The sequence below is a fragment of the Kribbella amoyensis genome, from assembly GCF_007828865.1.
GTDB classification, from domain to species: domain Bacteria; phylum Actinomycetota; class Actinomycetes; order Propionibacteriales; family Kribbellaceae; genus Kribbella; species Kribbella amoyensis.
This window is the reverse complement of the sequence record NZ_VIVK01000001.1, coordinates 3096293-3116134: the sequence shown is the minus strand read 5'-3', so window position 1 is coordinate 3116134 and position 19842 is coordinate 3096293. Positions and strand designations below refer to the sequence as shown.

Here is a 19842-nt window from a genome sequence, read left to right as displayed (position 1 = left end):
CGCGACGCTAGGGCGACGTCCATCTGTCCAGAGTAGCGGGACCGGGTCTCACGATGCATGTTTGAATATGTTGGATTACGATGATTGCTGGCCGAGTGGGTCACAGCTCGGCCGCGATCCCCCGGAAAGGTCGGACGATGCAAACACCGCGCGGCGCGCGCCGGACGGACACCCAGTTGTCCGACGGCCGGGACCTCTTCTACTACGACCCGGCCGACGCCCCGGCCCGGGTGCCGCTCGAGGACACCCGCGGCCTGCCCGAGCCGAAGCCGCAGGTCGACCTGCGGACCGACCCGCTGACCGGTGACGTCATCACCTACGCCACCCACCGCAACACCCGGACGTACCTGCCGCCGGCGGACCAGTGCCCGCTGTGCGCGACCAAGCCGGGCAACCCGACCGAGATCCCGGACCACGACTACAACGTCGCCGTCTTCGCGAACAGGTTCCCCTCGTTCGCCGGGCCGGGCCGCACCGAGGTGGTCTGCTTCACCAGCGACCACGACAAGTCGTTCACCGACCTCTCCCAGGGCCAGGCCCGGCTCGTCGTCGAGGCCTGGGCGGACCGGACCGCGGAGCTGAGCGCCCGGCCGGACGTCGAGTACGTCTTCGCGTTCGAGAACCGGGGCCGCGAGATCGGCGTGACGCTGAACCACCCGCACGGCCAGATCTACGCGTACCCGTTCGTCCCGCCGCGGATGCGGACCCTGATGGCGCGGGCCCGCGAACACCAGGAAGTTGCCGGGAGCAACCTCTTCGCCGACGTCCTGGCCGCCGAACGCAAGGAGGGCACCCGCGTCGTCGCGGAGAACGGCACCTGGACCGCGTTCGTGCCGGAGGCGGCCCGCTGGCCGGTCGAGGTGCACCTGTACCCGCACCGCCAGGTGGCCGACATCGCCGAGCTCACGACCGAGGAGCGGGACGACTTCGCCGAGTTGTACCTCGACGTGCTGAGCCGGTTCGACGGGCTGTACGGCGACCGGCTGCCGTACATCGCGGCCTGGCACGCCGCGCCGGTGCGGGCGGACCGCGAGCTCGGGTACCTGCACCTGGAGCTGCTGTCCATCCGGCGGGCCGCGGACAAGATCAAGTACCTTGCCGGTTCGGAGTCCGGGATGGGCGCGTTCATCTCCGACACCCGGCCCGAGGATGTTGCCGAGACGCTGCGGAAGGTGGGTTCGTGAGTACGTTCGCCGAGGTGTTCGGAACCGAGCCGGACGGCGCCTGGCGCGCGCCCGGCCGGGTCAACCTGATCGGTGAGCACACCGACTACAACGACGGCCTGGTGCTGCCGATCGCGTTGCCGAACCGGATCGCGGTCAGCGCGTCCGCCCGCGAGGACGGCGTCGTCGCGGTCTCGTCGAACGGCCAGGAGGGCGTCGTCGAGTTCACCCTCGACTCGTTGCAGCCGGGATCCGTCCCGGACTGGGCGGCGTACCCGGCCGGCGCGGCCTGGGTCCTGCGCGAGGCCGGGTACGGGATCGGCGGCGCGAACCTGCTCTTCGACTCTGACCTGCCCTCCGGTGCCGGGCTCTCGTCTTCGGCCGCGTTGCTGTGCGCGAGCGCGGTCGCGTTGCTCGGTCTGCGCGGTATCGAGGTCGACCCGGCCGAGGTGGCCCGGCTGGCCCAGCGCGCGGAGAACCAGTACGTCGGAGCCCCGGTCGGGCTGATGGACCAGATGGCCTCGATGTGCTGCACCGAGGGCCACGCGCTGTACTTCGACATCCGGGCGATGACGACCGACCAGATCCCGTTCGCGCCGGCCGACGACGACCTGACCTTGCTCGTGATCGACGTGAAGGCGCCGCACCGGCACGTCGACGGGGAGTACGCAGCCCGCCGGAGGAGCTGCGAGCAGGCCGCGGCCGCGCTCGGGGTACCCGCGCTCCGGTCGATCGAGCTCGACCAGCTGGACGACGCGCTGGCCCGGCTGGACGACGACGTCGACCGCCGCCGGGTCCGGCACGTGGTGACCGAGATCCGCCGGGTCGAGGACGCCGTCGCGCTGATGCGGGCCGGCCGGCTGCGCGAGGTCGGGCCGCTGTTCACCGCGTCGCACGCGTCGCTGCGGGACGACTTCGAGATCACCGTGCCGGAGCTGGACGTCGCCGTCGACACCGCGCTCGCCGCCGGGGCTCTCGGGGCCCGGATGACCGGTGGCGGGTTCGGCGGCTGCATCATCGCCCTGGTCGAGGCGGCCGCGGCGGAGCAGGTGTTCGCGGCGATCGAGAAGGCGTTCGCCGAGCACGGCTTCCGCGCGCCGACGTCGCTCGCCGCCGACCCCTCGGCCGGAGCCTCGCGGGTGCGGTGACCGACAGCCTTGCCGCCGGCAAGGGTTTGTCCTGAGCAACAGCTGGTGTCCGACTCAGGACTGCAGAGTACGGCCGTTCGTCCGTCGGGGCGGGCGGCCGTCAGGACGCGACGACGAGCTCGCAGCCGGTGTCACGCATCGCCTTGCGGGCCGCGGCCGGCAGCCCGGTGTCGGTGACGACCACGTCCAGGTCGTCCCAGGTGGCGAAGGTGCTCAGGCCGACCGTGCCCCACTTGGTGTGGTCGGCGACCAGGACCACCTCGCGACTGGCCGCGATGAAGGCGCGGTTGGTCTCGGCCTCCATCAGGTTCGGCGTACTGAGGCCGTGCTCGGCGTCGACGCCGTGGGCGCCGAGGAACAGCATGTCCAGGTGCAGCGACTGCAGGGCCGCGGTGGCGATCGGGCCGACCAGCGCGTCGGACGGGGTACGGATCCCGCCGATCAGGACCACCGTGCGGTCGGAGCGGCCGTTGCCGTGGAACACATCGGCGATCCGGGCCGAATTCGTCACCACGGTGAGGTTCTCGACCCGCAACAGCTGCCGGGCCAGCGCGTACGTCGTGGTGCCGGCGCCGATACCGATCGCGCTGTCCGGCCGGACCCGGCGGGCTGCCTCGGCCGCGATCGCCTGCTTGGCGGTGGATTCCTGGGTCAGCTTCGCGTCGAAACCGGGCTCGTGCGCGCTGCGCAGCCCGACCGAGGTCGCGCCGCCGTGCACCTTGTGCAGCAGGCCGCTGGAGTCCAGCGCGTCCAGGTCGCGCCGGATCGTCATGTCCGACACCCCGAACCGCTCGACCAGCTCGGCCACCGTGACCGCGCCCCGGCTGTTGACCTCGGCAACGATGGTGGCCTGCCGCTGGGCAGCCAGCTGACCGCCCCGGCCGCGGGACGCTTCGGCGTTTCCGGCTGCGCTCACACCGACAGCCTAAGGTCTGCGTGCCGCCACCGCAGTCCGTTTGTGTTGGTTTGTGTGCCGCCGGCCGCCGAAAATCACGTTGCCGCCCGCCGCGTCCGCAGCCACGCTGGACAGATGCGATTCCCTGAGGACGTCCCGGTGCTGACCGACGGCGTGATCACCCTGCGGGCGCACACCCCCACCGACATCGACCCGGCGTACGAGGCCTGCCAGGACCCGGAGATGCAGCGCTGGACGACGATCCCGGTGCCGTACGAACGGCAGAACGCCGAGACGTACGTGACCGGCATCATCCCGACCGGTTGGCGGGAGGAGACCACGTACGCCTGGGCGATCGAGTACGAGGGTCGCTACGCCGGCACGGTGGATCTGCGGGACACCGAGGGCGGGACCGGGGAGATCGGGTTCGCGGTGTCGCCCTGGGCGCGCGGGCACGGGGTGATGACGCGGGCGGTCAGGCTGGCCGTGCGGCACGCGTTCGACGTACTCGGCTGGCGGCGGGTCAGCTGGCGCGCGTTCGTCGGCAACTGGGCCTCCCGCCGGGTCGCGTGGAAGGCGGGCTTCCGGCAACTGGTCAAGGTCCGGGACGGCGGGCTCGCCCGCGGGGTCCGGTACGACGAGTGGGTCGCGTCCGTGACGCCCGACGACGAGCTGGAGCCGAAGACGCCCTGGTGGGACGTGCCCGTGCTCGAGGGCGAGAAGGTCCGGTTGCGCCCGCTCCGCCCGGCCGACGCGGAACGGGTCGCCGAGGCCTGCAACGACGAGCGGACCCTGCACTGGCTGGCCGCGATGCCGTCGCCGTACAAGCTGGAGGACGCGCAGGCGTTCATCGAGAACCGGATCGAGGTGCAGGCGTCGGGCGAGTGCGTGTCGTGGGCGATCGCGGACCCGGTGACCGACGAGTTGCTCGGCAACATCAGCGTGTTCGACCTGCAGCACCGGGTCGACAACACGCTGGGCGAGGTCGGCTACTGGGCCCACCCGGACGCCCGCGGCCGCGGCGTGGTGACGGCGGCGGTCGCGCTGGCGATCCGGCACGCGTTCACGCCGATCGACGAGGGCGGCCTCGGACGACGCCGGCTGATCCTGCTGGCGGCCGCCGGCAACACGGCCTCGGAGCACGTTGCCGTGGCCAACGGGTTCACCCGGACCGGGACCGACCGGGCCACCAGCCCGCTCCGCGACGGCAGCTACAGCGACCTGATCCGGTTCGACCTGCTGGTCACCGATCCGGTCCGGACCAGCTCGGCCTGAGGCGGCCGTCGTCCACCCCCTGAGGTACTCCGTCCCGAGGTGTGGACCGGCCCGAACAAGGGTTTGATCACACCGCGAAACCGGGAAACTGCGGCGTGTCGGTGCCGGCCGACACCATTTCCCCTCGCCGGGACGCGTCCGGGCTGCTTGAATCGACGGGTGAAAGATCGTGAGGAACTCGTCCGCCGGTGGCAGACGGGATGGTCTGTTTCGCGCGGCTGGACCAAGGTCGAGGACGACCACGACGGGATACTGACCGTGCGCGCGGGTGAGGACAACCGCGCCATGGAGTACGTCGTGCTCGACGCGGACGACCAGCCCGACCGGGTCGACCGTGCCGCCGAACTGGCTCTGGCGGCCGGCGGCGGCCGCGGCGCCGGCTGGATCACCCTGGCCACCGATGACCGTGAGGCACGCGTCGACCAGCTGGAAGATCTCGGGCTGGAGGTGCAGCGGGAACAGGACTGGCTGATGACGATCCAGCTGTCCGAACAGCCCGCCCTCCAGCTGAACGACCGGTACGCCCTGCACACCGAACTCGAGTCGAGTCCGGCGGTCGCGGGACGGGCGTCCTCCGACCTGATCGTGACCAGGGCCACCCTGCACGGCGGCGTGGTGTCCAGTGGCCGGATGGCCGTCGTCGGTGAGGACGCGGTGGCGGACCGGATCGAGACCGACCCGGCGCACCGGCGGCGCGGGCTGGGCAGCGCGGTGATGGCCTCGCTGGTGGAGACCGCGGCGGCCCAGGGCGCCAAGCGCGGCATCCTGATCGCGTCGATCGACGGCCTGCGGCTGTACCGCAGCCTGGGCTGGAAGGTCATCGCCGACATCGTCATCGCCCGCTCGAACTGACCGGCGGGTACGTCAAGCCTTCGTCAATGCGTGGCCGTGGACGGCGACCAGGGGTCGTCGTCCACGGCCACATCCGCTACGGTCCCTCGGGTGCCGCGCGCGGCGCTACTGGGGATCACGGGGTTCGGCGGACGACCAGGAAGGCTTGCAGAAGTCCATGAACGGCCAGGATCCAGAGCAGCGGTACGACCACCCCGGTCCCAGGGCGAGGCGGGCGAAGCGACGCGGTGTCGCGGGCCCGATCCTGGCGGCACTCGCCGTCCTCGGCCTGCTCGCCGGCGGCGGCTGGTACGTCACCCGCGACGCCAAGGACACCCGGGCCACCGGCCAGGACGAACCACTGACCGAGACCACCGAGGTCAGCTCGCCGCCGGTCATCGAGGACACCCCGAGCCCGACACCGGCGACGACCCCGAGTACGACGCCGTCCGCCACCCCGACGCGGACCCCGTCCCGGACGCCGAGTGCCACGCCAACCCCGAAGCCTTCGCGATCGACCACGGCGCCGAGCCGGGGCGCGACCCGAACCCCCAAGCCGGACCCGTCGACGCCGAAGCCGAGCCACAGCAGTACGCCGAGCACGCGGCCGTCGACGACCAAGCCGGCGCCGCCGAGCACCGGGGCCAAGGAGGCCCAGGTCCTGGAGCTGACCAACGCCGAACGACAGAAGGCCGGCTGTGGTCCGCTGCGGACGAACAGCGCCCTCACCCGCGCGGCCGACCTGCACGCCGCCGACATGGTGATCAACCACTTCTTCGACCACGCGAGCCAGGACGGCCGCAGCCCGTTCGACCGGATGAAGGCGGCCGGGTTCACCGGGGGCGCGATGGCCGAGAACATCGCGGTCGGCTACAGCAGCGCGGCCGCGGTGGTGAAGGGCTGGATGAACAGCGAAGGCCACCGGCGCAACATCCTCAACTGCGACTACACGATGATCGGGATCGGCTACGACCCCGGCCAGGTGAAGTCCGACTGGGGACCGGGCAGCTGGGTGCAGGACTTCGGCGGCTGAGTCCACGATCCGGGCAGTCCCACGGCCGGCGGCGGCCGAATCTTCGGTGAATGTTAAGACGGGTGCGCGACCTGTAACGGTGACCTTGCGCATCCGTTAAGGTCCATGTTCGCAACCAGGGGGGACCTGGCAGACGGACGCGCGGGGAAACAAGGACTTTCCGGCACGATCGAACGAAGAGGACTCGCCCACCGATGACGGACTCGCCAACCCCTGGGCGGCACCGGAGCCGACGCGCCCGCCGGCGCCGCCGCCGGGGTCTGATCGGCCCGCTCGTCAGTTCGCTGTCGGTGCTGCTGGCCATCGGTCCGGTGGTCTGGCTGATGACCGCGCGGGACGGCTCGGCCGTCGCCGAGGACGCACCCACCGAGGTCATGAACGTCTCGGAGGACAGCGCCGGTCCCGGTACCGGCGAGGACTCCAGCGGACCGGCCGTCAGGACCGGCAAGCCGCAGGTCACCGTCACCGCGACCCTGCCGAACGGCACGACCACCACGGTCACCCCGTCCGGTACGCCGGTGCTCGGGCCGGCCGAGGCGACCACGAGTACGCCGGCGACCGGTGGACCGGCGACGGTCACCACCACCCCTGGCAGCCCGGTGAAGACGGTCACCGTCACGCCCGGCCCGCCGCGGGACAACGGCAGCACCAAGCCGCACCCGACCAAGCCGACGAAGCCGAGCAAGCCGACGGCGACGAAGACGGTCACCACCGAGCCGACGCCGGACGACTCCCCCGAGCCGCCGACGACCGGAGGCGGGACCAGCGAGATCGAGCGCGAGGTGCTCGACCTGTCCAACGCGGCCCGGCGCGAGCAGGGCTGCAAGCCGCTGCGGCTGGACGACAGCCTGGTCGAGGCAGCCGGCCGGCACGCCTCCGACATGGTCCGCCGGCACTACCTCGACCACGACAACCCGGACGGCCAGGACCCGGGCGACCGGATCCGGGCGGCCGGCTTCCAGGGGTCGAGCTGGGGTGAGAACATCGCCGCCGGGTACGACACGGCGCGGCGGGTGTTCTCCGCCTGGATGAAGAGCGACGGCCACCGGGCGAACATCCTGAACTGCAAGTTCAACCGGATCGGCATCGGCTACGACCCGGGCCAGGTCAAGTCCGACTGGGGACCGGGCAGTTGGGTGCAGGACTTCGGCCGGGTGAGCTGACCACTGTGGCCCGGGCACCGGGTTCCGCGCAGACGTTGTGGCCGGACGACAAACCACAGCGGGTTGACGACCGGCGACTGCGGGTAGATCCGACCTTGCTATGCCATCGAGCGCTCCTCGCGGCGCACGGTGAGACGAATGAGGCACGTCTTGGGGGCGACCGTGAAGGGAACGAGTAGGTAATGTCACAGCCTGGAGCAGGCGCCCGGCGCCGGCGCAGCAAGAGATCCGCCCCGCAACCGTCCCGGGTGCGGCGGCCGCTGGTCGCGCTGGCGTCCGTCATCCTGGTGATCACGCCGATCTCCTGGATCCTGCTGCACGAACCGCAGTCCGACCAGGCCGACGCCTCGGTCCCGTACGTGACCAGGGACGACGACACGTACATCACCGCGTCCAACGAGCCGGTCGCCAAGACGACGGACCCGCCGGCCAAGAAGACGCCGACCCCGACGCCGACCGCCGGTACGCCGAAGCCGTCCGCGACCCCGACCGCGGGCGAGACGGCCACGCCGACCGCCGACCCAACGGACCGTCCGACCCGGGTCCCGAGCTCGGCGCCGACCGAGGACGAGCCGACCAGCACGCCGTCGGACGCGCCCTCGACCCGGCCGACCGCGGGCCCGCGGCCGACCGAGGACGGCAGCGTCACGCCCACGGTCAAGCCAACCAGCCCCAAGCCGACCGAGCCGCCCGACGACGGCGACATGAACGGCGCCGAGGAGGAGCTGTTCACGCTGATCGACAACGAGCGCCAGTCCCGCGGCTGCGCACCGCTCGATCGCGACACCAGCCTGACCCACGGAGCCCGAGACGACGCCGAGAGCCGGGCGGCAAGTGGCTCGGTGAACTCCACCGGGAGCTCCAGCGCTTCGACAGGCGGCGACAGCATGAGTGCGAAGAGCGCCTTCTCCAAGCTCAAGTCGGAGAACTCCGTAGTGCTCTTCAAGTGCAGCTTCGACGAGCTCGGTGTCGGCCGCGGGGACGACGAGCGCAAGGAAGGCCTCTGCCCGATTCCGCTGCTCTGCACGACCAAGACCCGCGTCGCGTGGGTGGTCGACTTCAGCTGAACCGGGAGTGGTGGCGCGGCTACCAACGGAAGTGACGGACGGCGGCTCGGTGGGATCGGGCCGCCGTTCGTGGTTCCGGGTGCGACGATGGAGGCAGGTTCCATCGACCCGCGGGAGGCCGGATGTACGGGGAGCGCGACGATCTCGAACCGGCCCGGCCCGCGTTGTTCGGGATTCCGCCCGACGCGCTCGCGGACGAGCGGCCGGACCAGCGGCCCGAGGAGGCCCGCCGGATGGGCCTGAGCCGGCACACCGAGGAGGGCGCCGTGCTCGCCTTCGCGTCGTCGCTGGACAGCACCAAACCACGGCACAAGACGATGGCCTGGATCATGCTGGTGATGTTCTCGGCACCCGCGCTCTACTCACTCATCCTGCTGCTCTAGCTGGACCTCAGCTGATGCCGTGGTCCTTCCAGAACGCGGTCAGGTCCTTCGAGGTGGCCGCCTGCGCCGCCGCCTTGAACGCGGCCGGCGTGGAGACCCCGTACCAGTGCGCCTTCGCGTAGTCCTTCAGCATCTTCGCCATCGCCGGGCTGCCGAGGACGCGCTCGAGATCCGCGAGCATGCACGCGCCGTAGGAGTACACGTACGCGCTCCAGCCGGGACCGTGCTGCTTCCAGTACCCCATGTCGTTGCTGATCGCGTGCTCCAGCGGACCGTTCCAGCAGTCCTCCTGCGAGTCACCCCAGTGCAGGTAGGAGGAGTACACCGCGAGCGACTCGTCCAGCCACGGATCGGCGTACTCGTTGTTGCCGACGATCCCGTACCACCACTGGTGCGCCAGTTCGTGGACCACCGGGCCCTCCTCGTCCGGCGGGGCGACCAGCAACACGAACCCGGGGTACTCCATCCCGGAGAACGACTCCCAGTTGTCGTTCAGGACCAGGTCGACCTCACCGTACGGGTACTTCCCGAACCGCCGGCCGAAATCGTCGAGGGCGGCCGCACCCTTGGTCCGCGCGTCGGCGACGGCGGCCGGCTTCACCACGTCGGTCCACCAGGTCCGGACCGTGGTCCCGGCGGGCGTCTTCGTGGTCGACTGCTGGAACGGCCCGGCCGCCCACGCGAAGTCCCGGACCTGCTTGGCCACGCTCACCGTCGACGTACTGCCGTGCCGCGTCGCCACTCCGGTCGCCGGGACGGACAGCCCGGCCGGGTGGTCGAGCCGGACCACGAAGTCGGACGCGAGCGTGTAGTAGCTCTCGCCGATCCCGACGTCGGGCTCCAGGTGCCAGCCGGCCTGATCGCGCACCGCGAGGACCGGCAGGGCGTTCCCGAAGAACCGGTACTTGCCGGAGCGCCCGAAACGCTCGGCCCGGTCCGGTGCCGTCATCGTCACGTCGAAGGCGACCGTCGTCTTCTTGCCCGGGCGCAGCGGCTTCGTCAGCGTCACCTTCACCGCGGTGCAGTTCACCGTCGGAGTGGCCGCCTTCCCGCCGGCGAACCGGCTCACCTCGACCGGCGACGCGCACCCGTCCCAGGCGTTGCCCCACAACCGCAGCCACACCTCGGTCAGCGGGACGTCGGAAGTGTTGGCGAACGTGATCCGCTCCCGGCCGGTCCAGTTCGTGCCGGTCGCGTCGGCGCGCAACCGCACGTCGTACGCCGCGTCGCCGGGCGCGCGCGAAAGGTTGCCAACAGCAACCGCAGACGGCAACGGACCGGCCACGAGACCGGCCAGCACCAGCAGCACCACCAAAGTCCGACGCACGGCGCCTCCCCAGGAGATCGGTGCCGAGGAGCCTAACTCTCGCCTGGTCTATCCACGGGCAACTACCGGGTCGTCGGCGCCGGGTCGGGTCCGTCCGGAAGCCAGGCCAGTACCTCGAACTCGTCGCCGACCGTGATCGTCCCCGGCCGGAGCACGGCGGCCTTCATCCCGAAGGAGACGCCACCGCCGTAGTCGGGCTGGCGCCGGTACCGGGCCAGGGTCCGGGTCGGCTCGGGACCGTTCTTCTCACCAGTCGCCTGGTTCACGGTCGGGACGGCGCAGCGGATCGCGCGAGCCGCGTACCCGAGCTCGAGTCCGCCTGCTCTGGCCCGCAACACCTTGTCCTCGGTGTGCGGTTCGGTCCAGCCGGCGACGACCACGTTGGCCCGGAACCGGTTCATCGGGATCGCGTCGCCGCCGGTCTCGACGATCCGCGCGTTCAGCTCGTCGAGGGACGCGAGCGAGGTGATCAGCAGTGCGTGCGCGTCACCGAACCCGGTCTCGCCCGGGTTCACGCCCCAGCCCGGCCGCTCGTGCTCGGGCGTCACCCGGACCAGGCCCGCCGGTCGCCCGAGCCGCTCGGTGAACCACGCGTCCGCGGCCGGATCCTGGGCGACGCCCGCGCCGAACCACTTGCCGAACAGGCTCACGTCGCGCCGCTTCCCGTCGTACGCGACCGGGATCTCCAGGGAGCCGGAGCCGTCGGACAGCCGCAGCCCGTCGCCGTCGCCGAGCACCTCGGCCCGCAACGGCGCCATCGCGGGGACGACCCGCTGGCTCAGGAACGTGCCGTCCGGCTCGACCAGCATGAACGTCCGGTCGTGCCGCAGCCCGGCCGGACCGACCTCGGTCCGCTCGACGGACACCCCGGCCAGGCCCTTCACCGGGTAAGAGGTCAGCGTGGAGACTCTGGCGGCAGACACCTGGGCAACACTACGGGGGCCGGTGCCGTCGCGGCGTAGCCCGACCGGATAGCTGACGCCGATTTGTTCACTTCCGGAACGTCCCGGACGGCGCGGCCGGCGACGCGAATCCCTCCGCGTCCGTCAACGGCGCCGCCTTGCCCGCGAGCTCGGCCAGCGACAGCACGTCGTACGGCGGTTGCGCACGGCGGCCGGCGTCGGTCAGATCGGGAACCGCCTGCGCCGAAGCGACCACGACCACGTTGCCGAAAGCCTTGCCCCGCAGGACTTTGCGCTCCGCGAGCACCACGCCCTCGCCGAGCACCGCACGCACCGTGGCCGCGACCCGGCGGACGAACCCGAGCCCGGCCGAGCCGTCGATCAGGTTGTGCGCCAGGACGCCGGTGGGCCGCAGCACCCGGGCGCACTCGGCCACGAACTCGGTGGTGACCAGGTTCGCCGGGACGGCCTCACGGACGAACGCGTCGACGATGACCAGGTCGGCCGAGTCCTCGTACACGGCGCCGATCCCGGCCCGGCCGGACGTCCCGCGGACCTTGATCCCGGCCCGCTTCGGCAGTGGGAGCACCTCGCGGACGAACTCGGTCAGGTCCTCGTCCGGTTCCAGCACGATCTGCCGGGACCGGGGCCGGGTGGCCGCGACGTACCGCGGCAGGGTCAGGCCGGCGCCGCCGATGTGCAGCACCGAGATCGGTTGCCGCCGGGGCGCCAGCGCGTCGGCCACGTCGCCGATGCGGCGGACGTACTCGAAGCCGAGCCGGCTGGGATCCGCGAGGTCGACCTGGGACTGCAGCGAACCGTCCACGCGCAGCACGAACGTCCCGTCCGCCTCGGCCTCGACGGTGGCGGTCCCGGATCCGACCTTGCGCTCCACCCGGACATCCTGTCAGCGGCGAGCGGACGCCCCGCGATCGGGCGGTGAGTTGCAGCTTCCTGCAACTCCGCCGGGGCGATGCCGGGTCCAGACCCCAGCAGGGGCTATCGTCACTGTCCGTATCTGCCCTTTCTCGATGGAGGAACTTGCTGAGATGGGTTCGCACCTGAGGTTCCGGCGGGCCGGCGCGGTCGCGACGACAGCGCTGCTGACGTTCGCCCTGGTGGCGTGCGGCTCCGACTCGTCCGGCGGCGGTGACGACCAGAGCGGCTCCGGTGAGCCGTCGTCGACACCGAGCCCGACGCCGACCGGTATGACCGGACCGTGGAAGGCGGACCCGGGCCAGGCCGACCGGGTCCAGGAGAAGCTGACCGCGGCCGGGTACGAGTGCACCAGGTCCACCGATCCGGACCTCGACCTGCGGCTGTGCTCGATCGGCAAGACGATCAAGGTCGACGGCCAGGACCAGGTCTGGGAGGCGGCGATGCGGTTCGCCAGCGACGCCCAGGGCACCGTCATCCTGGCCAACCTCCGCACCGGTGGCTACGGCAAGGACCCGGACGCGCAGGAGAAGATCCTGGCCGCCGCCGTTCTGCCCGAGTCCGACGCGGCGATCTACGCGGCCGAGGGCGACACCCTGGAGTGGGGCAAGCGGATCAAGAACATCGACAAGGGCACCTACCTGGCGATCAAGGGCTGGGCGCCCTCGCAGTTCGCGATCGTCCCGAAGCTCGCGGGGCTGAAGACCACCAAGGAGAAGGCGCTGCCGGGCCTGCAGAAGGCCAAGCTGACCTGCCGGTTCTCCGACTCCAACGAGTGGGGCGGCAAGCGCAAGGGCCTGGAGTGCAACGACCCGACCTTCAAGGTGAAGGACGAGGACGGGTCGATCGCCGGCGCCCGGTCCCAGCTGGTGCTGGTCGACAACGGGAACGGGATCGAGTCCGTCATCATCGACGGCAGCCACGCGAAGGTCCCGGCCGAGAACGCCCGCGGCGTCAAGCAGCTGGTTCCCGCGATGACCTCGGTCGACCCGGCCCTGGCCGAGCTGGGCGCCTGGACCACCAAGAGCCTGAACGGCGCGCCGCACTCGGCGTACGTCGGGCAGTGGCTGGTGACCCTCAACGTCGTACCGCGCGGCGGGCTGGTCGGCTGGCCGTACGTCCGGATGACGGCCATCAACGAGCAGCTGAACTTCGACCTGAACCCCGAGGGCGTGAACTTCGAGGACCTGCCGAGCGAGTCGGTCTCGCCGAGCGACGGCATGTCGCCCGGTGGTGACAGCTCGCCGAGCGAGTCGGAGACGCCGGCCGGCTGACCGGCAGCAGTTCGTCCGTCACGGGGCGGAGCCGACCTGGTCGGCTCCGCCCCGTCGTCGGTGGTGGCACGGATCACCTGCCCCACCGTCGCCACCGGTCAGCCGACTTGCTAGCGTCCGAAGCAAGTCCGTACCGAGAATTCCCAGTGAGAACCCTCTGAGGAGCGTGTCGTGAGCCCTACCCCCGTGAAGGTCGCCGTCACCGGCGCTGCCGGCCAGATCGGCTACAGCCTGCTGTTCCGCATCGCGAGCGGTGCGCTGCTCGGACCGGACACCCCCGTCGAACTGCGGCTGCTGGAGATCACCCCGGCCCTGAAGGCGCTCGAGGGCGTCGTGATGGAGCTCGACGACAGCGCCTTCCCGACGCTGGCCGGCGTCGAGATCGGCGACGACCCGAACGTCATCTTCGACGGTGCGAACGTGGCCCTGCTGGTCGGCGCGCGGCCGCGGACCAAGGGGATGGAGCGCGGTGACCTGCTGGAGGCCAACGGCGCCATCTTCACCGGCCAGGGCAAGGCGCTGAACGACCACGCCGCCGACGACATCCGGATCACCGTCACCGGCAACCCGGCCAACACCAACGCGCTGATCGCGCAGAGCAACGCCCCGGACATCCCGGCCGAGCGGTTCTCCGCGCTGACCCGGCTGGACCACAACCGGGCGCTCGCGCAGCTGGCGAAGAAGACCGGCACGCACGTGACCGACCTGAAGAAGCTCACCATCTGGGGCAACCACTCGGCCACCCAGTACCCGGACATCTTCCACGCCGAGGTGGCCGGCAAGAACGCCGCCGAGATCGTGAACGACCAGGCCTGGCTGGAGAACGACTTCATCCCGACCGTGCAGAAGCGCGGCGCGGCGATCATCGAGGCCCGCGGCGCCTCCTCGGCCGCGTCCGCCGCGGCCGCCACGATCGACCACACCCGGGACTGGCTGCGCGGCTCGGCCGACGGCGACTGGCTGTCGATGGCGGTCGTCTCCGACGGCTCGTACGACGTGCCGGCCGGATTGATCTCGTCGTTCCCGGTGACGACGAAGGACGGCAACTGGGAGATCGTCCAGGGCCTGGAGGTCAACGACTTCTCCCGCGCCCGCATCGACGCCAGCACCAAGGAGCTCGGCGAGGAGCGCGACGCGGTCAAGGCCCTCGGCCTGATCGGCTGACCCACCCCGAACCACCAAGGACCCCTGGGGAGCACCCCGGGGGTCCTTGTCGTTTCCGGGCTCAGCCGTATGTTGCCCGCAGCAACTACCAGCGGTCGGCCGGCGGTCAGTTCGGGACGATGAGGCCGAGCAGGACGATGGCGGCGCCGACGCTGACCAGCAGGACGGTGTCGAAGGTGCGGCCGCGGACGCGGAGGAGGCCGGCCGCGTCGTCCTTGAGGACGGCGCGGAGCAGGGCGGCGAGGAGGACGCCGCCGGCGAAGATCAGGACGCCGTTGCGCCAGTCGGAGAACCAGAGCACGACCAGGCCGACCACGGCGACCGCGCCGGACAGTGCGAGCGGCCACTCGCTGCGCCGCCGCTCAGCCACGGTCGCCATCACCCGGCCGAGCCGGTACCGGCGGCGGCCGCCTCGGCGGCCTCGACGACGTTGGTGAGCAGCATCGCCCGGGTCATCGGGCCGATCCCGCCCGGCATCGGCGCGATCCAGCCGGCCACCTCGCGGGCGGCCGGGTCCACGTCGCCGACGATCTTGCCCTCGGGGCTGCGGCTGGTGCCGACGTCCAGGACGACGGCGCCGGGCTTGACCATGTCGGCGGTGATCAGCCCCGCCGAACCGGCCGCGGCGATCACGATGTCACCGGTCCGCACTACTCCGGCCAGATCCTTCGTCCCGGTGTGGCACTGGGTCACGGTCGCGTTCTCGCTCTTGCGGGTGAACAGCAGCCCCATCGGCCGGCCCGCGGTGACCCCGCGCCCGACCACGACCACGTGCGCGCCGGCGATCGGTACGTCGTAGCGGCGGAGGATCTCGACGCAGCCCTTCGGGGTGCAGGGCAACGGTCCGTCCTGGCCGAGCACCAGCTTGCCGAGGCTGACCGGGTGCAGGCCGTCGGCGTCCTTGGCCGGGTCGATCAGGCCGAGGATCTCGTTGGTGTCGACGTGCTTGGGCAGCGGCAGCTGGACGATGAAGCCGGTGCAGGCCGGGTTCTCGTTCAGCTCGCGGACCTTGGCCGCGATGTCGTCCTGGGTCGCCTCGGCCGGCAGCACGACCTCGATCGAGGCGATGCCCACCGCCGCGCAGTCCCGGTGCTTGCCCGCCACGTACGCCCGGCTGCCCGGGTCGTCGCCGACCAGGATGGTGCCGAGCCCCGGCACGATGCCCTGCTCCGCGAGCGTGGCCACCCGGCCCTTCAGCTCGTCCTTGATCGCCGCCGCGGTCGCCTTGCCGTCCAGAATCTCCGCCGTCACGAGGCACGAGTCTGCCACGCGGGTCCCCGGAGCTGGTGCGGCGGTGGTGAACTGGGCCACAGAACTGACCGATCGGTTGAAGACTGGCCGATCGGTCAGGATGATGGAACCCATGGTGACGACACCGGCCCGGGCGCGGACCCGGCGGGAGATCGAGCAGCAGGCGATGCGGTTGTTCGTCAGCCGCGGCTACAGCGCGACCTCGCTGCAGGACATCGCCTCGGCCGCCGGCTGCTCGAAGGCCACGGTGCTGTACCACTTCAACGGCAAGCCGGCCGTCCTCGCGGCCGTGCTGGAGCCGTCCCACCTCGCGCTGCGGCAGCTGGTCGCCGAGGTCGAACCGCTCTCGGTGGCCGACCGGCAGGAGCAGGCGATCAGCCGGTTCGTCGACCTCGCCGTCGAGTACCGCGGCCTGATCAACGTGCTGCAGGACGTGCTGCCGACGATCGAGGAGATGCCGGAGTTCGCCGAGCTGATCGCGGACGGCCTCCGGCTCACCGAGTTCCTGGCCGGCAGCAACGACCAGCTGGAGCAGGACGTCGCGAAGTTCGCCATCAACGGGTTGCTCGGCGAGTGCCGGCATCCCGGCGAGCGGACCGACGCCGAGCTCCGCGAGCTCTGCGACACCGCCCTGCGCCGGCTGCTCCGGCCACCGACCCGGCACTAGCCACGCCCGCCCGCGACCCCGCGGTACCGACGGCTCGACCGCCCGAACCACTCGAACGGACGCATCCTGATGGCCAATCTCCTGTACCGGCTCGGCCGGTTCTCGTACCAGCGGCGGCGGCTCGTGGCCGCGGTCTGGACCTTCCTGCTCGTCCTGCTCGGCGTCGGCGCGCTGACGCTCGGCGGCCAGACGGCGAACACGTTCTCCATCCCCGGCACCGAGTCGCAGCGCGCGCTCGACGCGCTGGCCAAGGACCTGCCGGCCGCGAGCGGGGCGTCGGCGAGTGTCGTCGTCCAGGCGCCGGAGGGCAAGACGCTGATGGACCCGGCCGTGAAGGCGGCCGTCGGGACCGCGGTTGCCAAGGTCGGCCAGGTACCGGACGTCGTCGCGGCGGTGGATCCCTTCACCAGCAAGGCGATCAGCCCGGACGGGCGGACCGGCCTGATCAGCGTCCAGTTCACCAAGTCGGCCGACGAGCTGCCGAAGGCGACCACCGACGCGTACGACGAGCTGGACGCGCTGAGTACCGGCGACCTGCGCGTGGTTCCCGGCGGCGGTGTGGTCGGAGCTCCGCCGGAGATCGGTAGTACCGAGATCATCGGTGTCGCGATCGCGGCCGTCGTCCTGATCGTCACGTTCGGCTCGCTGGTCGCGGCCGGGATGACCTTGTTCACCGCGTTGATCGGGGTCGCCGCCGGGATGGCCGGGCTGTTCCTGGTCACGTCCGTGGTCGAGGTGTCGTCGACCGCGCCGATCCTGGCGCTGATGCTCGGTCTCGCGGTCGGGATCGACTACGCGCTGTTCATCAGTTCGCGGCACCGATCCCAGCTGGCCGAGGGGATGGACCCGGAGGAGTCGGTCGCCCGGGCCACCGCGACCGCTGGTTCCGCGGTGACGTTCGCCGGGGCGACCGTGGTGATCGCGCTGGCCGGATTGAGCCTGGTCGGTGTCCCGTTCCTCACCGCGATGGGCTTCGCGGCCGCGGCGACCGTACTCACCGCGGTCCTGGTCGCCCTCACGCTGCTGCCGGCCATGCTCGGCTTCGTCGGCAAGCGGGTGCTGCCACGGCGTGCCCGCAAGGCGGCTCCCTCCGGCGAAGGCTTCGGCTTCCGCTGGGCGCGGCTGGTGACCCGGTTCCGCGTCCCGGTCGTTGCCCTGGGCATCATCGGGCTCGGGGTGCTGGCGATCCCGACGCAGGACCTGCGGCTGGCCCTTCCCGACGGCGCCTCGGCCGCTGCCGGGACGAACCAGCGGGTCGCGTACGACCTCGCCTCGGCCGCGTTCGGCCCGGGGTCGAACGGTCCGCTCGTGGTCGTGGTGAAGACCCCGAACGCGCAACAGTCCAACGCCCTGACCGAGCAGGTGCTCGGGACGGCGAAGGGCCTCAAGGATGTCGTCGCGGTCCAGCCCGGCCCCGGGAGCGAGGACGGCTCGACCCGGTTGGTGAGCGTGATCCCGGCCGGCGGTCCCGCGAGCGAGGAGACCTCCGACCTGGTGAAGAACCTGCGGGACGCGGTCCGCCCGATGGAGCAGAACGGCGCGACCATCTCCGTCACCGGGAACACGGCCGTCGGCGTGGACGTGTCGAACAAGCTCAGCGACGCGCTGCCGACGTACCTGATCGTCGTGATCGGGTTGTCGTTCCTGCTGTTGCTGCTGGCGTTCCGGTCGATCCTGGTGCCGTTGAAGGCGACGCTCGGCTTCCTGCTGACCGTCGGGGCGACGTTCGGGATCACGGTCGCGGTGTTCCAGAAGGGCTGGGGTGCCGAGCCGCTCGGCGTGGACTCCCCCGGTCCGCTGGTGAGCTTCCTGCCGATCATCATGCTGGGCGTGCTGTTCGGGCTGGCGATGGACTACGAGGTGTTCATCGTGTCCCGGGTCCGGGAGGAGTTCGTGCACGGGCTCCACGCGAACGACGCGACCGTCCAGGGCGTCGGTCACGGGGCCCGGGTGGTGACGGCCGCCGCGCTGATCATGGCGTCGGTGTTCGGCGGCTTCATCCTGGTGCACGACCCGATCATCAAGACGATCGGCTTCGGCCTGACCATCGGCGTCCTGATCGACGCGTTCGTGGTCCGGATGACGCTGGTACCGGCCGTGCTCAGCCTGCTCGGCGACCGGGCCTGGTGGTTCCCGAAGTGGCTGGACCGGATCACGCCGAACGTCGACATCGAGGGCGAGTCGCTGCGCGTCCGCGAGTCCGGCGAGGATCGCAAGGATCTCGTCGAGGTCTGACCCTCGGTAGCCGGAGGCCCCTCTTCCCGTCGTGGGAATGAGGGGCCTCTTGCCGTGGTTGCGACAGCTAGTTTATTCTTTAACTACCTGCGAGCCGAGGAGAGCACCATGCCAGCCGTGACCGTCAGCGACATCACCGTCCTGCCCCGGGTGCACCAGCCCGACCCCGCGGTCGCCCACGAGCGGGCGGTCCGCTCCGTGACGTCGGCGCCGAGCGGGTACGAGGGTGAGGGCTTCCCGGTTCGCCGCGCGTTCGCGGGCGTCGACCTGCGCGACCTGGACCCGTTCATCCACATGGACCAGATGGGCGAGGTCGAGTACGCGCCGGGCGAACCGAAGGGGACGCCGTGGCACCCGCACCGCGGCTTCGAGACCGTCACGTACATGCTCGACGGGATCATGGAGCACCAGGACTCGACCGGTGGCGGCGGCGTCATCTCCAACGGCGACACCCAGTGGATGACCGCGGGATCCGGGCTGCTGCACATCGAGGCGCCGCCGGAGCACCTGGTCGTCAGCGGCGGCCTCTTCCACGGCGTCCAGCTCTGGGTGAACCTGCCGAAGGCGCAGAAGTGGGCGGCCCCCCGGTACCAGGACATCCGCGGCGGCGACTCGGCCCTGCTGTCCACCGCGGACGGCGGCGCGCTGATCCGCGTCATCGCCGGCTCGGTCGACGGCCACGACGGCCCCGGTTCGACCCACACCCCGATCACCCTGGTCCACGCAACGGTCAGCCCGAGCGCGGAACTGGTCCTCCCGTGGCAGCCGGACTACAACGCACTCGTGTACGTCCTGGCCGGCCAGGGCACCGTCGGCGCGGAGCACCGCCCGATCCGCAAGGGCCAACTGGCCGTCTTCGGCCCGGGCGACACGATCCGCACCGCAGCGGCCGCCACCCAGCCGCAAGCCGAACCGAGCCTCGACGTCCTCGTCCTCGGCGGCCGCCCGATCCGCGAGCCCGTCGCGATGGCCGGCCCGTTCGTGATGAACACCCGCGCCGAAGTCATCCAAGCTTTCGAAGACTTCCAGGCCGGCAAACTGGGCACCATCCCCGCAGTCCACGGCGCCCCCACCGAACTCCGCGAATCCAACTAACTGTTCAAGGCCCAGCCGGCCTACGAGAACCGG

Annotated in this window: 19 protein-coding genes; 13 read left to right on the top strand and 6 right to left on the bottom strand. The window is 71.2% G+C overall.

Annotated elements, in window-relative coordinates:
• Positions 1-137: 137 nt before the first annotated feature.
• Complete coding sequence (galT, locus tag FB561_RS14880; protein WP_145807100.1) at positions 138-1184, top strand: galactose-1-phosphate uridylyltransferase; 1047 nt, start codon at positions 138-140, stop codon at positions 1182-1184.
• The gene (gene galK, locus FB561_RS14875; protein WP_145807099.1) at positions 1181-2311 is read left to right on the top strand and encodes a galactokinase; all 1131 of its coding nucleotides are present in this window, start codon (positions 1181-1183) and stop codon (positions 2309-2311) included. Before galT ends, galK begins: the two co-directional genes overlap by 4 nt.
• A 100-nt stretch (positions 2312-2411) precedes the next feature.
• Here galK and FB561_RS14870 read toward each other — a convergent pair whose 3' ends face one another.
• A complete protein-coding gene (locus FB561_RS14870; RefSeq protein WP_145807097.1) occupies positions 2412-3227 on the bottom strand; it encodes a DeoR/GlpR family DNA-binding transcription regulator in 816 nt (271 codons plus the stop codon).
• 114 nt (positions 3228-3341) lie between these two features.
• Here FB561_RS14870 and FB561_RS14865 point away from each other — a divergent pair, with 114 nt between their 5' ends.
• The 6 genes from FB561_RS14865 to FB561_RS14840 all read left to right on the top strand — a co-directional run bounded on the left by FB561_RS14865 (position 3342) and on the right by FB561_RS14840 (position 8958).
• A complete protein-coding gene (locus FB561_RS14865; RefSeq protein WP_145807095.1) occupies positions 3342-4481 on the top strand; it encodes a GNAT family N-acetyltransferase in 1140 nt (379 codons plus the stop codon).
• Between the two features lie 159 nt (positions 4482-4640).
• Positions 4641-5333, top strand: a complete 693-nt coding sequence (locus FB561_RS14860; RefSeq protein ID WP_145807093.1) for a GNAT family N-acetyltransferase — start codon at positions 4641-4643, stop codon at positions 5331-5333.
• A gap of 157 nt (positions 5334-5490) precedes the next feature.
• Positions 5491-6345 (top strand): CAP domain-containing protein, encoded by an 855-nt coding sequence (locus tag FB561_RS14855; protein WP_145807091.1) that lies wholly within the window; start codon positions 5491-5493, stop codon positions 6343-6345.
• Between the two features lie 194 nt (positions 6346-6539).
• A complete protein-coding gene (locus FB561_RS14850) occupies positions 6540-7508 on the top strand; it encodes a CAP domain-containing protein (RefSeq protein ID WP_145807089.1) in 969 nt (322 codons plus the stop codon).
• Positions 7509-7690: 182 nt separating this feature from the next.
• Positions 7691-8575, top strand: coding sequence for a hypothetical protein (locus FB561_RS14845; RefSeq protein WP_145807087.1), 885 nt, complete (start codon positions 7691-7693; stop codon positions 8573-8575).
• 122 nt (positions 8576-8697) lie between these two features.
• A complete protein-coding gene (locus FB561_RS14840) occupies positions 8698-8958 on the top strand; it encodes a hypothetical protein (protein WP_145807085.1) in 261 nt (86 codons plus the stop codon).
• Positions 8959-8965: 7 nt separating this feature from the next.
• Here FB561_RS14840 and FB561_RS14835 read toward each other — a convergent pair whose 3' ends face one another.
• The 3 genes from FB561_RS14835 to FB561_RS14825 form a co-directional block, all read right to left on the bottom strand.
• Positions 8966-10285, bottom strand: coding sequence for a M1 family metallopeptidase (locus FB561_RS14835; protein ID WP_145807083.1), 1320 nt, complete (start codon positions 10283-10285; stop codon positions 8966-8968).
• A 62-nt stretch (positions 10286-10347) separates the two neighbouring features.
• A complete protein-coding gene (locus tag FB561_RS14830) occupies positions 10348-11208 on the bottom strand; it encodes an MOSC domain-containing protein (RefSeq protein WP_145807081.1) in 861 nt (286 codons plus the stop codon).
• A 67-nt stretch (positions 11209-11275) separates the two neighbouring features.
• On the bottom strand, positions 11276-12082 hold the full coding sequence (locus FB561_RS14825; protein ID WP_145807079.1) for a spermidine synthase: 807 nt from the start codon (positions 12080-12082) through the stop codon (positions 11276-11278).
• A 136-nt stretch (positions 12083-12218) separates the two neighbouring features.
• Between FB561_RS14825 and FB561_RS14820 the strand changes: the two genes are divergently transcribed.
• The gene (locus tag FB561_RS14820; protein ID WP_145807077.1) at positions 12219-13397 is read left to right on the top strand and encodes a hypothetical protein; all 1179 of its coding nucleotides are present in this window, start codon (positions 12219-12221) and stop codon (positions 13395-13397) included.
• Positions 13398-13568: 171 nt separating this feature from the next.
• The gene (locus FB561_RS14815; RefSeq protein WP_145807075.1) at positions 13569-14561 is read left to right on the top strand and encodes a malate dehydrogenase; all 993 of its coding nucleotides are present in this window, start codon (positions 13569-13571) and stop codon (positions 14559-14561) included.
• 106 nt (positions 14562-14667) lie between these two features.
• Here the strand turns inward: FB561_RS14815 and FB561_RS14810 are convergent, their stop codons facing one another.
• Entirely contained in the window at positions 14668-14940 is a 273-nt protein-coding gene (locus FB561_RS14810; RefSeq protein ID WP_145807074.1) for a DUF3017 domain-containing protein, read from the bottom strand.
• A complete protein-coding gene (locus FB561_RS14805; protein WP_145807072.1) occupies positions 14940-15812 on the bottom strand; it encodes a bifunctional methylenetetrahydrofolate dehydrogenase/methenyltetrahydrofolate cyclohydrolase in 873 nt (290 codons plus the stop codon). The genes FB561_RS14810 and FB561_RS14805 overlap by 1 nt, the downstream gene beginning before the upstream one ends.
• 112 nt (positions 15813-15924) lie before the next feature.
• Here FB561_RS14805 and FB561_RS14800 point away from each other — a divergent pair, with 112 nt between their 5' ends.
• The 3 genes from FB561_RS14800 to FB561_RS14790 all read left to right on the top strand — a co-directional run bounded on the left by FB561_RS14800 (position 15925) and on the right by FB561_RS14790 (position 19809).
• Complete coding sequence (locus tag FB561_RS14800; protein WP_238334821.1) at positions 15925-16479, top strand: TetR/AcrR family transcriptional regulator; 555 nt, start codon at positions 15925-15927, stop codon at positions 16477-16479.
• 69 nt (positions 16480-16548) lie between these two features.
• Complete coding sequence (locus FB561_RS14795; protein WP_145807070.1) at positions 16549-18714, top strand: MMPL family transporter; 2166 nt, start codon at positions 16549-16551, stop codon at positions 18712-18714.
• A 108-nt stretch (positions 18715-18822) separates the two neighbouring features.
• On the top strand, positions 18823-19809 hold the full coding sequence (locus FB561_RS14790) for a pirin family protein (RefSeq protein ID WP_145807068.1): 987 nt from the start codon (positions 18823-18825) through the stop codon (positions 19807-19809).
• Positions 19810-19842: the final 33 nt, after the last annotated feature.